Here is a 14,475-nt window from a genome sequence, read left to right on the forward strand (position 1 = left end):
GGGCCCCCCCCCCCGCCCACACGCCGGGGGGAGCCCAGGGGGCCCCCGCCGGCCCCGGCCCGCGCGGGCGAAGCCCGAGGCCGGGACATGGGGGCGGTACGGGCAGGGGCCCGCGTTCCTGGAGTCGCTGGCGTCCGGCGGGGCGCCACGGGCCGTGTGGAACGCGCTGCCCGGGCCCCACTGGAGCGAGGAGCTCGCGCGGGCCGTCGCCGCCACGCTCGCCTCAGGACGTGGCGCGCTGGTCGTCGTACCCGACGGCAAGACCGCGAGCCGGGTGGATGCCGCGCTGACCGCGGTGCTCGGCGAGGGGCGGCATGCGCTGCTCACGGCGGACGCGGGGCCGCAGAAGCGGTACGCGGAGTGGCTGGCCGTGCGCCGCGGCTCGGTGCGGGCCGTGGTGGGCACGCGCGCCGCGATGTTCGCGCCGGTGCAGAACCTGGGCCTGGTGGCGATCTGGGACGACGGCGACGGCAACCACAGCGAGCTGCACGCGCCGCAGCCGCATGCCCGCGATGTGCTGCTGCTTCGGGCCGCCCACGACAAGTGCGCGTTTCTGCTGGGCAGTTGGAGCTGCACCGTGGAGGCGGCGCAGCTGGTCGAGAGCGGCTGGGCCAAGCCGCTGGTCGCCGACCGCGAGCAGGTGCGGATCGCCGCGCCCCTGGTGCGGACCGTCGGGGACGGGGACGTCGCGCGGGACGCTGCGGCCCGTGCGGCGCGGCTTCCGTCGCTCGCGTGGCAGATCGCCAAGGAGGGGCTCACGCGCGGACCCGTGCTCGTGCAGGTGCCCCGGCGGGGCTATGTGCCCCGCCTCGCGTGTGAACGGTGCCGGGAGCCGGCCCGCTGCAAGGAGTGCGCCGGGCCGCTCGAGGCGCAGGACACGGGGCCGCTGCACTGCGCGTGGTGCGGGCGGACCGAGGGCGAGTGGCACTGTCCCGAGTGCGGGTCGTTCAGGCTGCGGGCGCAGATCGTGGGAGCGCGGCGTACCGCCGAGGAGCTGGGGCGGGCCTTTCCCGCCGTGCCGGTGCGGACGTCGGGGCGCGAGCACATTCTGGAGTCCGTACCGGACCAGCCGTCCCTTGTCGTCTCGACGCCCGGCGCCGAGCCGGTCGCCGAGGGCGGTTACGCGGCGGCGCTGCTGCTCGACGGGTGGACCATGCTCGGGCGGCCCGATCTGCGGGCCGCCGAGGACGCGTTGCGCCGGTGGATCGGGGCCTCTTCGCTCGTACGGGGGCAGGGCGACGGCGGCACGGTCGTGGTCGTCGGCGAGCCGACGCAGCGCCCCGTACAGGCGCTGGTGCGGTGGGACCCGGTCGGGCATGCGGTGCGGGAGCTTGCCGAGCGGGCCGAGCTGGGCTTTCCGCCGGTCTCGCGGATGGCCGCGGTATCGGGGCGGCCCGAGGCGGTGGCGGAGTTTCTCGCGGGGGCCGAACTGCCCGCCGACGCCGAGGTATTGGGCCCCGTGCCGCTCCCGGTGACGGATCCGTCGCGGCCCAAGCGCACGGGGGCGGCCCCGGTGGGGGAGCAGTGGGAGCGGGCTCTGGTCCGGGTGCGCCCGGGGAGCGGTGCGGCCCTGGCCGCCGCCCTGAAGGCCGCTCAGGCCGGGCGGATGGCTCGCGGGGCCGGGGTTTCGGGCGGTGAGTCCGGGGTGCGGATCCGGATCGATCCGCCGGATATTGGGTGAGGGGTGGGTGGTTGGGCTGTCGGTGGTCGGTGGCTGGGCTGCTGGGCTGCTGGGGGTCGGCAAGCGGGGCCGGGGCCTGCGCCCGGGCGGCCGGCGGACGGGTCCAGCGGCGGGCGGCCGGGTAGCGAGGTAGGCGTACGGGCCACGGTCTGCGCCCGGGTGGCGGGGCAGATGGACGGCGCCAAGGGCTGCGCCCAGGTGGCGGGGGACGTCGGACGGGGCCAGGGTCTGCGGCAGGTGTAGGCGGGCGGGGCCAGTGTCTGCGGCCGGCGAGAGTGCAGGCAGGCCAGTGTCTGCGGCCGGCGAGAGTGCAGGCGGGCGGGGCAGGCTCTGCGGCGGTCAAAGTGCAGGCGGACCGGACCGGGGCCCGCGGGCCGCTGATGCCGGGACTGCCTAGCGTGCGCCGGGAGGCTTGCTGCCCGCGGCTTCCTGGGCGGCCATCACTTCATCACCGTGGGCGAAGGCCCAGGCGCCGACCGCGTCGATCGGCGCCAGCAAGGTCCGTCCAAGCGCGGTGAGTTCATACGCGACGTGCGGCGGTGCTCCGGGGTGTTCCCGCCGGTCGACAAGACCGTTGAACTGCAGCCGCCGCAAGGTCTCGGTGAGGACCTTCGAGCTGATCCCCCCGATCTGTTCCCGCAGCGCGACCGGACGCTTCGGGCCGTCGCGCAGGGCCCAGAGCACCACGGCGTTCCAGGTGTTGGCGAACAGGTCGAAGGCGAGCCGGGCGCGGCAGTCGGCGAGGAAGGCATCGGTGGTCACGTACCAAATGGTGCCCGAGCCGCTCTCTAGCGTCGGTACGGAAGGCCGAATACGGAAGGCCGAATCCGGTGGCGAGAGGGAATGTGTGATGAGAATCGGCGTGCTGGGGACGGGGAACATGGCGGACGCGCTCGCCACTCAATGGGCACGCGCCGGGCATGAACTCACCCTCGGGGGACGCGACCCGGCCAAGGCGCGGCGGCTTGCCGAGCGCATCGGAGGCGGCGCGCAGGGTGCCGGTCTGCGCGGGGCCGCCCAGTCCGGTGACGTGGTGCTTGCCGCGCTGCCCTTCGGCGCAGGGGCAGAGGTCGTACGGGCCGTGCGGGCGGAGTTGGCGGACAAGGTCCTCGTCGACTGCTCCAACCCGGTCGGCCCGGGCTTCCGGCTGCTCACGGAACGAGGGCCGTCAGCGGCACAGTTGCTGGCCGAGGCGGCGCCGGGAGCCCGTGTGGTCAAGGCTTTCAACCTGTGCCACGAGGACGTGTGGCGGATGCGGCCGCCGGTCTTCGACGGTCGCCCGCTGGCCGTACCGGTGTGCGGTGACGACGATGAGGCGCTCACGTCCGTACGCGAGTTGGTGCGGGACGTGGGCTGTGCACCCGTGGCCGGTGGCGGGCTCGAGCGGGCGGGTCTCCTGGAGGCGGCCGCGGCCCTGTTCATCGGGCTGTGGGTGGGGGAGGGGGCGGACGTCCAGGCGATCGCGCCGCCGCTGGCGTACGCGGCCGGATGAGAGCGTACGCGGCCGGATGAGGGCGTACGCGGCATGGTGATGGGCTGAGCGGTGGGCTGGCCCTGTGCGGCCGGCCGGATGACGCCCACACCTTCCGCAAGGCAGCCCTCCGCAAGGCAGCAGAAATGCCCCCGCTCCGGGCGCTGGGCGCCAGGAGCGGGGGCATCTCGGCTCGGCCTGCGGACAAGGCAGCAGTGTCGGGGTTCCGCTGCCGTGGCGTCAGCCCGTGGTTGCGCGGGCCCGGGAAGGCGCCCGGGCGGGGGTCCTCGCGCAGCACCGGGCCCGCGGGGGTCTCCCGCAGGACAGGGCTGCCCGCCGTCGGCTGGGTCGGCATGGAGCGGGCGGCGGGTACGGACGGCAGGCCCGCGCCGATGCCCACCGGACGTGCGCCGGTGTCCGTGGCGCGCTCGGCCTCGGCGGCGGCCTGTGCCGTGGCCCGCCGGGCTCCGTAACGGCGGTGCACCGCCTGCTTGGTGACCCCGAGCGCGGAGCCCACCGCGTCCCAGGAGAATCCGAGCGAGCGGTCGAAGTCCACCGCCGCCGTGACCAGGGTCTCGACGCTGTCGCGCAGCTCCTGGGCGAGGCGGACGGTGGGGGCGGGGGCACGCCCGTACACGACGAAGCCCGTGGAAGGACCGGAGCGGCGCGGGCGGTAGACGTTCCCCAACTGGGCGGTGAGGGTGCGCAGTGCGTCCACCTGCCGGCGGACCCGCTCGATGTCCCGCACCAGGAGGTGCAGGCTGGCCCGTGCCTGGGCGTCGTGGGTTGCGTGGTCGGCCATGAACAAGCCTCTCGAACCGGCGATGAAAAGGGTCGGGCCGCGCTCGCGGCCCCTGTCTGGTCAACTCTTTCTTGACCAACGCGTCAGCCTGGGATCTGGTCACGGTGGAGGGGCGTATGCGCATATGCGAGGGGCGCGCGGCTGTGCGCACGCCCCAGGGTGCCCGGCCGCGCCGCGCCACCGGGAGGCGGACACCGCACCCGGGGCGTACGCCGGACGCCCGCCGCCTCATAGACTGGTGCGCTGCTCTTCACGTCCCCGCTCGAGAGGCCCTCAGCCACCGATGAAGCTGGTCTTCGCAGGCACCCCCGAGGTCGCCGTTCCCGCTCTTGACGCCCTGATCGCCTCCGGACGGCACGAGGTGGCCGCCGTCGTCACCAGGCCGGACGCCCCCGCGGGGCGCGGCCGCCGGCTCGTCGCGAGTCCCGTCGCGGAGCGCGCCGAAGAGGCGGGCATCGAGGTGCTCAAGCCGAACCGGCCGCGTGACGAGGAGTTCCTCGCCCGGCTGCGCGAGATCGGCCCCGACTGCTGCCCGGTCGTGGCCTATGGCGCGCTGCTGCCCAAGGTGGCCCTGGACGTGCCCACGCGCGGCTGGGTCAATCTGCACTTCTCGCTGCTGCCCGCCTGGCGCGGTGCCGCGCCCGTGCAGCACGCGATCATGGCCGGGGATCAGATCACCGGTGCCTCGACCTTCCTGATCGAGGAGGGCCTGGATTCGGGCCCGGTGTTCGGCACGATCACCGAGGAGGTCCGGCCCACGGACACCAGCGGTGACCTGCTGACCCGGCTCGCCTTCGCAGGCTCCGGGCTGCTCGAGGCGACCATGGACGGCATCGAGGACGGCACCCTCGTGGCCGTGCCCCAGCCCGCCGACGGCATCTCGCTCGCGCCGAAGATCACTGTCGAGGACGCGCAGATCGACTGGGCCGCCCCCGCGATGCGGGTCGACCGCGTGGTCCGCGGCTGCACGCCCGCCCCCGGTGCCTGGACCGTCTTCCGCGGCGAGCGCCTCAAGCTGATCGCCGCCGCCCTCGTGCCCGAGCGCACGGACCTCGCGCCCGGCGCCCTCGAAGCCGGCAAGAACAACGTGTACGTCGGCACCGGCTCGCACGCCGTCGAGCTCCTGTGGGTCCAGCCGCAGGGCAAGAAGCCGATGAAGGCGGCGGACTGGGCGCGCGGCGTGCGCATCACGGCGGGGGAGCGCGTGGGCGCCTGACCTGTCGTATCGGCTCATGGCCCGGCTCCGCGCAACGGCGCCGGGCCGCGCCGTGGCCCCGCCCTTACGCTGGTAGGGCCTGTCCACCCGCTGCCTCGCAGGTCCGCACCGGCCGCGCCGGCCGACCTGCTCGTCGGGCCGGGGCCCGGGGGTTGTCCCCCTGGGAAAACACAGCATCCAGAATCCGGAGCACCTTTCGTGAACGACCAGCCCCGCCGTCACCCCCCGCGCAAGCACCGCAGGCCCCAGAAGGACCCGGTGCGCATCCTCGCGTTCGAGGCGCTGCGGGCGGTGGACGAGCGGGACGCGTACGCGAATCTCGTCCTGCCGCCGCTCCTTCGCAAGGCGCGCGAGAAGAACGCGGACTTCGACGCACGGGACGCCGCGCTCGCGACCGAGCTGGTGTACGGGACGCTGCGCCGGCAGGGCACGTACGACGCGATCATCGCGTCCTGCGTGGACCGGCCGCTGCGCGAGGTCGACCCGCCGGTGCTCGATGTGCTGAGCCTCGGCGCGCACCAGCTGCTCGGGACCCGTATCCCGACGCATGCCGCGGTGTCGGCGACGGTGGAGCTGGCGCGTGTCGTGCTCGGCGACGGGCGCGCGAAGTTCGTCAACGCCGTCCTCCGCAAGGTCGCCGCCGACGACCTCGACGGCTGGGTCGCCAGGGTCGCCCCGCCCTACGACGAGGATCCCGAGGACCACCTGGCGATCGTCCACTCGCATCCGCGCTGGGTGGTCGGCGCGCTGTGGGACGCGCTCGGCGGCGGCCGTGCGGGTATCGAGGACCTCCTCGAAGCCGACAACGAGCGGCCCGAGGTGACCCTCGTGGCGCGTCCCGGCCGCATCACCGGTACCGAACTGCTCGACGCGCTGCCCGCCGACTCCGCGCTGCCCGGCCGCTGGTCTCCGTACGCCGTACGGCTCACCGAAGGCGGCGAGCCGGGGGCGCTCGATCCCGTACGCGAAGGACGGGCCGGAGTGCAGGACGAGGGCAGCCAGTTGGTGGCCCTCGCGCTGGCCAACGCGCCCGTCGAAGGCTCCGACAAGCGCTGGCTCGACGGGTGCGCGGGGCCCGGCGGCAAGGCCGCGATGCTGGCCGGACTCGCGTCCGAGCGCGGCGCGTTCCTGCTCGCGTCGGAAAAGCAGCCGCACCGCGCCGGGCTCGTCGCCCAGGCGCTGGCCGGCAACCCCGGCCCGTACCAGGTCATCGCCGCGGACGGCACCCGTCCGCCGTGGCGTCCCGGCACCTTCGACCGGGTCCTGATGGACGTCCCCTGTACGGGACTCGGCGCCCTGCGCCGCCGCCCCGAGGCGCGCTGGCGCCGCCGTCCCGAGGACCTCGACGGCTTCGCCCCGCTCCAACGGGGGCTGCTGACCGAGGCGTTGGCGGCGGTCCGTGTCGGCGGCGTCGTCGGTTACGCGACGTGCTCGCCGCACATCGCGGAGACCCGCGCGGTCGTCGACGACGTGATGAAGCGCGTCCCGGGCACCGAACTCCTCGACGCCCGCTCGCTGTTGCCGGACGTCCCGGCCCTGGGCGAGGGCCCGGACATCCAGCTGTGGCCGCACCTGCACGGCACGGACGCGATGTATCTGGCGCTGATCCGGCGTACGGGCTGAGGTCGTGAGGTGGCCGGGGGCGTGAGCGCGCGGCTCACGCCCCCTGCGTTGTCAGTGGCGGCACCTACGTTGCCCGCATGGCGAACTCGTACACGACCTTGTGGACCAACGACCTGTGCCGTGAGCTCCAGCGCGAGGGCTACGCGGGGGAGCGGCTCTCCGTGCTCTTCGGCGGGCCGCATCAGTCGCTGCCCAGCTTTCGCAGCGCGGGCGTGCAGCCCGGCGACCGTATCCATCCGATACGGCTCTTCCGGCGGAAGCTGTACGTGCTCGGTGCTCTCGACGTCGCGCGGCTCATGCCGTACGAGGACACCGGGTCGCTTCTGGACGACGACGACTACGCCAAGGTGATGCGCTGGCGTCCGCTGAAGGCGGGCTGTGTCGGCGAAGTGGTGTTCGGGCCGCCGGGTGCGCCGTTGAGCTTCGGCACGGCGATACCCGGCGACCTCCTGGAGCGGCTGACGTACACCTCCAGGCGCGGCGAGCGCACGCTGCGCAACGTCGTGGACGGCGAGCTGCTGCACCACATCGGCGTGCACGGTGTCTATCGCCTGGCGCCGGCGTCGGCGCACGAACTCGACCGACTGGTGCGAGCTGCGGCCGACTTCACCGTGGCGGCCTGAACTCCCGGTGCGATGAGGTGCGTTGAGGTGCGATGAGCTGCGGTGTCGCGTGGACTCTCAGTCCCGCAGGGCCGGCTCCTCCTGAGCGACGGGGACAGGAGGGTCCTCGCGGGCCAGCCGGTGCGGCCACCACACCTTCGGGCCCACGTCCAGGAACAGGGACGTCACCAGGACCGACCGTACGACGAAGGTGTCCAGGAGGACGCCGAGGGCGACCGCGAAGCCGATCTCGGCGAAGGCCACCATCGGGAGCGTCGCCAGGGCCGCGAACGTGCCGGCCAGGACCAGGCCCGCCGAGGTGATGACCGCGCCGGTCGCGGACAGGCCCGTCAGAACGCCCGCACGGGTGCCCTTGCGCAGCGCTTCCTCGCGGATGCGGGTGGTCAGGAAGATGTTGTAGTCGATGCCGAGCGCCACCAGGAAGACGAAGACGAAGAGCGGGAAGTCCGTGGTCTCGCCCGCGTAGTCGAAGAGGTACCGGAAGGCGAGCGCGCTGATGCCCAGCGCCGCCGCGAAGGACAGGACGACCGTCGCGATCAGGATCAGCGGGGCGATCAGGGCCCGCAGCAGGACGATCAGGACCAGGAAGACGACGAGCAGGACCAGCGGGATGATCAGGATGTTGTCGTGCGTGGTCGCCTCGTCCATGTCCAACAGCGCCGCCGTGTTGCCGCCGACCTTCGCGTCCGCGTCCGGTACGGCGTGCACCGCGTCGCGGACGCGTTCCACCGTGTTCTTTGCCTCGGGGCTGTCGGACGGCGAGTCCATGGTGGCTTCGAGCAGGATGCGGCCCTCGTGTTCGGCCTTGGCGCCCGGCGCGGGCCGGACGGACTGAGCGACGACCCCGTCGGTGCCGGCGATCGCGCGGCCCACCGCCTCGCCCTGCCCGGCGGACGCCACGATGTACAGCGGGTCGCCTGATCCGGCCGCGAAGTGTTCCTCCAGGACGCGCTGGCCGACGATCGAACTCGGGGTGTCCGTGAACGCGTCCGCGTTGCTGAGGCCCTCGGCGCGCAGCTGCATCAGTCCGAGCGAGAACGCCGCGAGCACGACGGCCGTCGCGGCCCAGATCGCCCGGGGGCGTACGGCGATACGGCGGCCGATACGGGCCCACAGGCCGGTCTCGGTCGGTTCGGCGGTGTCGTAGTGCGGGATCACCGGCCAGAAGATCCACCGGCCGAAGATCACGAGCAGTGCGGGGAACAGCGTCAGCATGGCCAGCAGCGCGACGGCCACGCCGATCGCGGCGACCGGGCCGAGGCCGCTGGTCGAGTTCATGTCGGCGAAGAGCAGCACCAGCATGCCGAGCATCACGGTCGCGCCGGAGGCGAGCACGGCGGGCCCGGCGCGGTGCAGGGCAAGGGCCATGGCTTCATGGCGGTCGTCGTGCCGGTGGAGCTCCTCGCGGTAGCGGGCGACGAGCAGCAGTGCGTAGTCCGTGCCCGCGCCGAAGACGAGGACCGTGAGGATGCCCGCGCTCTGGCCGTTGACCGTGAGACCCGCGTTCTCGGCGAGGAGATAGACGATGGCCTGCGCCGTGAACAGCGCGCCCACGACGGACACGAGCGGGACGAGCAGCAGGGACGGGCTGCGGTACGTGATCAGGAGCATCACGATCACCACGCCCATCGCGGCGAACAGGAGCGTGGAATCGATGCCTTCGAAGGCCTCGGAGAAGTCGGCGGTGGTGCCGCCCGGGCCCGTCACATAGACCTCGAGACCGCCCGAGCCCTCGCCCGCGACCTCGCGGAGCTCGTCGACCGCCGGTGCGATCCGCTCCCAGCCCTTCTCGTCCATCGTGATGGGGACGAAGACCTGCGCGGCCGCCTTGTCGTCGGAGTCGACCGGGTCCTGGGTCTCCGCGCCGCGGATCCCGTGCGCGGTCAGCCCCTTGAACGCCGCCACATCGTCGGCGATCTTCGTCCGGTCGGCTTCGGTGAGCCCTCCCTCGCGTACGTAGAGGATCACCGTCGGCAGCTGCTCGGGCCGGAAGTCCTCGGAGAGCTGGAGGACTTGGGTGGATTCGGCGTCGCCCGGCAGCCAGGACGCGTTGTCGTTGTCCTGGGCGTCGGTGAGCTTCTGGGCCAGCGGGGACATCAGGACGATGGCCACCAGCCAGAGCACGACGACGACCCACTTCGAGCGTCGGCCGCACACGAGCCAGGCGACACCCCGTCGTTCGCCTGTGCCCTTCGGTACTTCCCGGATTCCCTTCGGAGCTTCCCCGGTGGTGCCCGCTGTCTCCGCGTCCGGCACGACGCACCCCCCAAATAGGTGCCCACCCCACATAACGACCACGGTCGCCGGGCGCCAGAATGGCACGTCCGTCCGTGATCCCGGGAGGAATTCGGGGCTACGGGTCCAAGGCCCCGTACCGCGGACAGCAACGCTCCTTGGGCATGGCAGTCTTGGGGCATGGCCGTTCAGATCAGTCCCAGCATCCTGTCCGCCGACTTCGCGCGCCTTGCCGACGAGGCGAAGGCCGTCGAAGGGGCCGACTGGCTCCATGTCGACGTCATGGACAACCACTTCGTCCCGAACCTCACGCTCGGCGTCCCGATCGTAGAGTCCCTGAGCCGTGCGACGGACACTCCGCTGGACTGCCACCTGATGATCGAGGACCCCGATCGCTGGGCGCCCCAGTACGTAGAAGCGGGGGCCTCCTCCGTCACGTTCCACGTCGAGGCAGCCGCGGCCCCTGTACGGCTGGCACGCGAGATCCGTGCCAAGGGCGCCCGCGCCTCGATGGCGCTGAAGCCGGCCACGCCCATCGAGCCGTACGAGGATCTGCTGCCCGAGCTGGACATGCTGCTGATCATGACCGTGGAGCCGGGCTTCGGCGGTCAGGCCTTCCTCGACATCATGCTGCCGAAGATCCGCCGCACCCGTGAGCTGATCGCGAAGCACGGTCTGGAGCTGTGGCTGCAGATCGACGGCGGGGTCGCCGAGTCCACGATCGAGCGGTGCGCCGAGGCCGGCGCGGACGTGTTCGTGGCAGGGTCGGCCGTGTACGGCAAGGAGGACCCGGCCGCCGCGGTGGCCGCTCTGCGCGCCAAGGCCGAGGGCGCCACCGCTTCGGCGGCCTGGGCCTGCGGTCACTGAATCGACGGGTATCGCCCGGACCATCAGGAGATGAACGGGCGGGTTCGGTGGCGAACGGGGCCCTTCAGGACTGATCAAGCACCGCCGGATCTGCAAGGATGAACGGCGAGTCGCCCAGTTGAACGTGTGAACAGCAGTGAGGAGATCGCCGTGACGGGCATGTCAGCGGGGAGGCCAGCCCTGCGGATGGGACCCGCTGAGCTGGTGCAGGCGGCGGCCATGGCCCGCCGCTTCTACCTGGAGGGCAAATCCAAGATCCAGATCGCGGAGGAGTTCGGCGTCAGCCGCTTCAAGGTCGCGAGGGTCCTGGAGACCGCTCTGGAGAGGGATCTCGTACGGATCGAGATCCGGGTTCCGGCGGAGCTGGACGCGGAGCGCTCCGACAAGCTGCGGGCCCGCTACGGCCTGCGGCACGCGGTCGTCGTCGAGTCGCCCGCCGAGTCGGAGGAGCAGTCGCCCGACCCGGAGAACCTCGGGGAGGTCGCCGCCGACCTGCTCGGTGAGCTGGTGAACGAGGGGGATGTGCTCGGTCTCGCCTGGGGCCGGTCCACCATCAACATGGCCGCCGCGCTCGACCGGCTGCCGCCGTGCACGGTGGTGCAGCTGACGGGTGTGTACGACGCCGGGACCGCCGAGCGGGGCTCCGTCGAGGCGGTCAGACGGGCCGCGCAGGTCTCCGGTGGTGACGCCCACCCGATCTACGCGCCGATGCTGCTGCCGGACGCGGCCACCGCCGCCGCGCTGCGCAACCAGACGGGGATCGCGCGGGCCTTCGAGTACTTCGACAAGGTCACCGTCGCGTGTGTGTCCATCGGCTCCTGGGAGCCGGGCATCTCCACGGTGCACGACATGCTCAGCGACGAGGAGCGCGCGCACTACGCGTCGCTCGGTGTCGCCGCCGAGATGTCCGCGCATCTCTTCGACGTCGACGGCCGCCGCGTGGGGCGTGACCTGGGAGAGCGCTGCATCACGGTCGAGGCCGACCGGCTGCGCCGTATCCCCGAGGTCGTGGCGATCGCGGGCGGTCAGCGCAAGGCCGCGGCCATCGACGCGGTGCTCCGCTCCGGCCTGGTGACCAGCCTGGTCACGGACACCGCCGCGGCCGACTACCTGCTGTCCGCGGGCTCCGCGCCCAAGCCCGCGCTCGACCGCGCGGACCCGGACGGCGAGTAGGCTCTGGGGCGCCGCGAGCGGGTCTTGAGGGCGGCACGAGCAGGTCTTGGGGCGCCGCGAGTGGATCGTGCGCTGCGTTGCGTTGCCAGGAGCGGATCCTGCGGCGCTACGCGTAGATTCTGCGGGCGTTCCCGGCGCCGACCAGGTCCCTGACCCGGTCGGGGGGGGGGCCCCGGCCGGCGCCCCGGGCCCCCCCCGCCCCCCCCCCCCCCCCCCGGCCGCAGGCCGGCGGGCCACCCGCCACGCGGAACAGGTGCGCGCCGACGAGATACAGCTCGGGCAGCCCGTAGGCGTCCGTCGAGAACAGCAGCTTCCCGAACGGTGTGAGCTCCAGCATCTCCGCGAGGACCGCCGTCGCACGTGCTCCGGTGTGGCTGAGGGTGAGCCCCAGGTCCGCGTACACGTGCGGATAGACCTGTGCCAGATAGCCCGCCTGCCGGTGGTACGGGTAGCAGTGCAGCAGCACGAGGGTGCACCTGGTCGGGCGTACCGCCTCGATGAACTCCGTGAGCAGCAGGGGATCCGCACGGTGCAGGCGCAGGTCGGGGTCGCCGAAGCCGGTGTGCAGCTGGAGCGGGCGGCCGGTGCGGGCCGCCGACCAGAGCAGATGCCGCAGGAGGACGGGGTCGGTGACCCGGGCCCCGCCCGTGGGCAGCCAGCGGGCGAGCGCGTCCTCGACGGCGCGGCGCCCGGGCGGCTCCGGCGGCAGGTCGAGGCCGTGCCGGTAGGCGACGACGGACTTGAATCCGGCCGCCGTGCGCGCCGCTTGCGTGATCCGTCCGTCCAGTACGGCCAGGAACTCCGCGGGGTCCTTCGCGGCCGCGGCGGTACGTTCCGCGAGGTGTTCGAGGCGCACGATCTCGCGTGCCGTCGCACCGCTCAGCCCGGCCAGCTCCTGCGGAGTGGTGAGGTCGCCGGGCAGGCCCGTGTCGACGTAGAACTCCGCGATGCCCGCGGCACCCAGGAACCGGCGCGCGACTTCCTCGGCGCCGAGCTTCGTCCGTTCCTGGAGATAGACGTCCGGGTCGCAGTGCGGGTCGAGTCCGAGCAGCGGTGGGCAGAACCGGCGGACGGCGAAGCCGAGTTGGGTGTCGAAGAAGCTGGTGCCGGGCGGGGCCGGGTCCGGGGATTCGGTCAGATACGCCTCGAAGCCGGCACGGGTGAGGTCCTCGCGGACGATTCCGTGGCAGTGGTGGTCGACGAGCTGCGGCATCAGTAGCGGTTCCTCGTCGCCTCGGCGAGCTCCTGCGCCGGTACCCCGTCGAAGAGTTTCGCCTCCGCCGTCCGTACGGCGATCACCGCATCGGACAGCGCGTCCCCCAGGGCCTCGCGCAGCACGGTGGAGGACGAGAAGGCGGCGACGGCCTCGGTGAGGGAGGTCGGCAGCCGGTCCTTGTCCTGGCGTACCGGGTCGCCGGACACCGGTGCGGGCAGGGCGAGTTGGGCGTCAAGACCGGCGAGGCCCGCGGCGATCACCGCGCCCACGACGAGATAGGGGTTGGCCGCCGGGTCGAAGCATTTGATCTCGGCGTTGGCGGCCCCGGGGAAGCCGGGCCGGCCCGGGGCGCTCGGATCGGCGGGCTCGCCTGTCGCGCTCGGATCACCTCGCTCACCCGGCTGTCCGGCGATGAACCGCAGCGCGGCCTCGCGGTTCTCCAGGCCCCAGCAGCGGTATGCGCCTGCCCACCGGGAGGGCCGCAGACGCAGATAGCTCGCGGGGGAGGGCGCGCCGAGGGCCAGCAGGCCGGGCAGCGCGTACAGGACGCCCGAGAGGAAGGCCTCGCACTGGGATGTCATCCCGAACGGGCCGCCGCCGTCGCCGCACAGATTCCGTCCGTCCCGCCACAGGCTCAGATGCAGATGGCGGCCGTTGCCGACGGAGTCCGCGTCGATGGCCGGCCCGAAGGACGCGGTGAGTCCGTGCCGCAGGGACACGGCGCGGATCGTCTCGCGTACGAGCACGGCCTCGTCCGCCGCGCCCACCGGATCCGTCGGCGCGAGCGAGACTTCGAACTGGCCCTGTGAGTACTCGGGATGCAGCTGCAGGACGTCGAGTCCCTGGGCGCGCAGGGCGGTGTGGAGGTCGTCGAGGTATGCGGCCAGTTCCACGACGCGCGCCATTCCGTAGGCCGGTCCGGTGCAGGCGGGGGCGCCGTCGCGCGAGACCACCCACTCCGTCTCGTATCCCATGCGCAGCTCGATGCCCTGCTCGGCGGCCCGGCGCACCATCCGCCGCGCGAACAGGCGTTGGCACGCCTCGTACGGGCGGCCGTCCTGGTGGTAGCGGTCGACCGGCGCCCAGGCCCAACCCGGCTGCCCCGCAAGGACGGTGAGCCGGTCCGGGTCGGGACGCAGCCGCAGGTCACCGTCGGGGCCGCCGATGTGCCGGCTTGTGGTCGCCGAGTCGTCCACGAGGTAGACGTCGAAGACCGGCGACATGCCGACCCCGTGCTCGGCGGCCTGGTGGAAGCGGGACAGCGGCACGGTCTTCACCCTGGTGATGCCCGCGACGTCCACCCAGGTCAGGGCCACGGCGTGGACGCCGGCCTGTTCGAGGTCCGCGTAGCGGACGGCGACTGGCTCGCCGACGCGCTCCGAGTGGGCGCCTTGCCGGCCGTACCCGTGGTCGGTCGGCCCGCCGTACTTCTCGGATCCGCCGTACTTCTCGGATCCGCCGTACTTCTCGGATCCGCCGTGCGCTGCGAACTCGTCCGGCCCGACGAGCTCGTCGTTGAGCGCGTTCGCGTGCCGCCAGGCCTCGTCCGGTGTCCATCCGCCCATGTC

At 73.0% G+C, this 14,475-nt stretch carries 11 protein-coding genes and 1 pseudogene; 7 read left to right on the plus strand and 5 right to left on the minus strand.

Annotation, left to right across the window (positions count from 1 at the left end; translation table 11 throughout):
- A partial coding sequence (locus JAO81_RS12530; RefSeq protein WP_199547896.1) for a primosome assembly protein PriA occupies window positions 1-1,681 on the plus strand: 1,681 nt, incomplete at its 5' end.
- 393 nt (window positions 1,682-2,074) lie between these two features.
- Here the strand turns inward: JAO81_RS12530 and JAO81_RS12535 are convergent.
- Window positions 2,075-2,443 carry a helix-turn-helix domain-containing protein gene (locus JAO81_RS12535; RefSeq protein WP_199547897.1) on the minus strand — a complete coding sequence of 123 codons (369 nt, stop codon included), beginning with the start codon at window positions 2,441-2,443 and terminating at the stop codon, window positions 2,075-2,077.
- Window positions 2,444-2,531: 88 nt separating this feature from the next.
- Here JAO81_RS12535 and JAO81_RS12540 point away from each other — a divergent pair, with 88 nt between their 5' ends.
- Window positions 2,532-3,173 (plus strand): NADPH-dependent F420 reductase, encoded by a 642-nt coding sequence (locus JAO81_RS12540; protein ID WP_199547898.1) that lies wholly within the window; start codon window positions 2,532-2,534, stop codon window positions 3,171-3,173.
- Window positions 3,174-3,402: 229 nt separating this feature from the next.
- Here JAO81_RS12540 and JAO81_RS12545 read toward each other — a convergent pair.
- A pseudogene (locus tag JAO81_RS12545) lies at window positions 3,403-3,954 on the minus strand (hypothetical protein); the annotation flags it as partial.
- Window positions 3,955-4,237: 283 nt separating this feature from the next.
- Between JAO81_RS12545 and fmt the strand changes: the two are divergent.
- From fmt to JAO81_RS12560, 3 genes are all read left to right on the plus strand, one after another.
- Window positions 4,238-5,170 carry a methionyl-tRNA formyltransferase gene (fmt, locus tag JAO81_RS12550; protein ID WP_199547899.1) on the plus strand — a complete coding sequence of 311 codons (933 nt, stop codon included), beginning with the start codon at window positions 4,238-4,240 and terminating at the stop codon, window positions 5,168-5,170.
- Window positions 5,171-5,368: 198 nt separating this feature from the next.
- A complete protein-coding gene (locus JAO81_RS12555; protein ID WP_199547900.1) occupies window positions 5,369-6,793 on the plus strand; it encodes an RsmB/NOP family class I SAM-dependent RNA methyltransferase in 1,425 nt (474 codons plus the stop codon).
- A gap of 77 nt (window positions 6,794-6,870) precedes the next feature.
- Window positions 6,871-7,416, plus strand: a complete 546-nt coding sequence (locus JAO81_RS12560) for a hypothetical protein (RefSeq protein ID WP_233415278.1) — start codon at window positions 6,871-6,873, stop codon at window positions 7,414-7,416.
- 57 nt (window positions 7,417-7,473) lie between these two features.
- Here the strand turns inward: JAO81_RS12560 and JAO81_RS12565 are convergent, their stop codons facing one another.
- Window positions 7,474-9,705, minus strand: coding sequence for an MMPL family transporter (locus tag JAO81_RS12565; protein WP_199547901.1), 2,232 nt, complete (start codon window positions 9,703-9,705; stop codon window positions 7,474-7,476).
- A gap of 126 nt (window positions 9,706-9,831) precedes the next feature.
- Here JAO81_RS12565 and rpe point away from each other — a divergent pair, with 126 nt between their 5' ends.
- Window positions 9,832-10,518 (plus strand): ribulose-phosphate 3-epimerase, encoded by a 687-nt coding sequence (rpe, locus tag JAO81_RS12570; RefSeq protein ID WP_199547902.1) that lies wholly within the window; start codon window positions 9,832-9,834, stop codon window positions 10,516-10,518.
- Window positions 10,519-10,644: 126 nt separating this feature from the next.
- Window positions 10,645-11,691 carry a sugar-binding transcriptional regulator gene (locus tag JAO81_RS12575; RefSeq protein WP_199547903.1) on the plus strand — a complete coding sequence of 349 codons (1,047 nt, stop codon included), beginning with the start codon at window positions 10,645-10,647 and terminating at the stop codon, window positions 11,689-11,691.
- A 106-nt stretch (window positions 11,692-11,797) separates the two neighbouring features.
- Here the strand turns inward: JAO81_RS12575 and JAO81_RS12580 are convergent, their stop codons facing one another.
- Window positions 11,798-12,904, minus strand: coding sequence for an amidohydrolase family protein (locus JAO81_RS12580; protein ID WP_199547904.1), 1,107 nt, complete (start codon window positions 12,902-12,904; stop codon window positions 11,798-11,800).
- Window positions 12,904-14,472: a glutamine synthetase family protein gene (locus JAO81_RS12585; protein ID WP_199547905.1), complete on the minus strand. Its 1,569-nt coding sequence runs from the start codon at window positions 14,470-14,472 to the stop codon at window positions 12,904-12,906. The genes JAO81_RS12580 and JAO81_RS12585 overlap by 1 nt, the downstream gene beginning before the upstream one ends.
- Between the last annotated feature and the right edge of the window lie 3 nt (window positions 14,473-14,475).

Origin of the sequence: Streptomyces sp. N35 (assembly GCF_016464295.1) — a bacterium.
GTDB lineage: Bacteria > Actinomycetota > Actinomycetes > Streptomycetales > Streptomycetaceae > Streptomyces.

What these genes read in the sequence shown, in the direction of transcription:
- JAO81_RS12540 (WP_199547898.1), top strand. Translation starts at nt 2,532, where the DNA reads ATGAGAATCGGCGTGCTGGGGACGGGGAACATGGCGGACGCGCTCGCC.
- fmt (WP_199547899.1), top strand. Translation starts at nt 4,238, where the DNA reads ATGAAGCTGGTCTTCGCAGGCACCCCCGAGGTCGCCGTTCCCGCTCTT.
- JAO81_RS12560 (WP_233415278.1), top strand. Translation starts at nt 6,871, where the DNA reads ATGGCGAACTCGTACACGACCTTGTGGACCAACGACCTGTGCCGTGAG.
- JAO81_RS12565 (WP_199547901.1), bottom strand. Translation starts at nt 9,705, where the DNA reads ATGTGGGGTGGGCACCTATTTGGGGGGTGCGTCGTGCCGGACGCGGAG.
- rpe (WP_199547902.1), top strand. Translation starts at nt 9,832, where the DNA reads ATGGCCGTTCAGATCAGTCCCAGCATCCTGTCCGCCGACTTCGCGCGC.
- JAO81_RS12580 (WP_199547904.1), bottom strand. Translation starts at nt 12,904, where the DNA reads ATGCCGCAGCTCGTCGACCACCACTGCCACGGAATCGTCCGCGAGGAC.
- JAO81_RS12585 (WP_199547905.1), bottom strand. Translation starts at nt 14,472, where the DNA reads ATGGGCGGATGGACACCGGACGAGGCCTGGCGGCACGCGAACGCGCTC.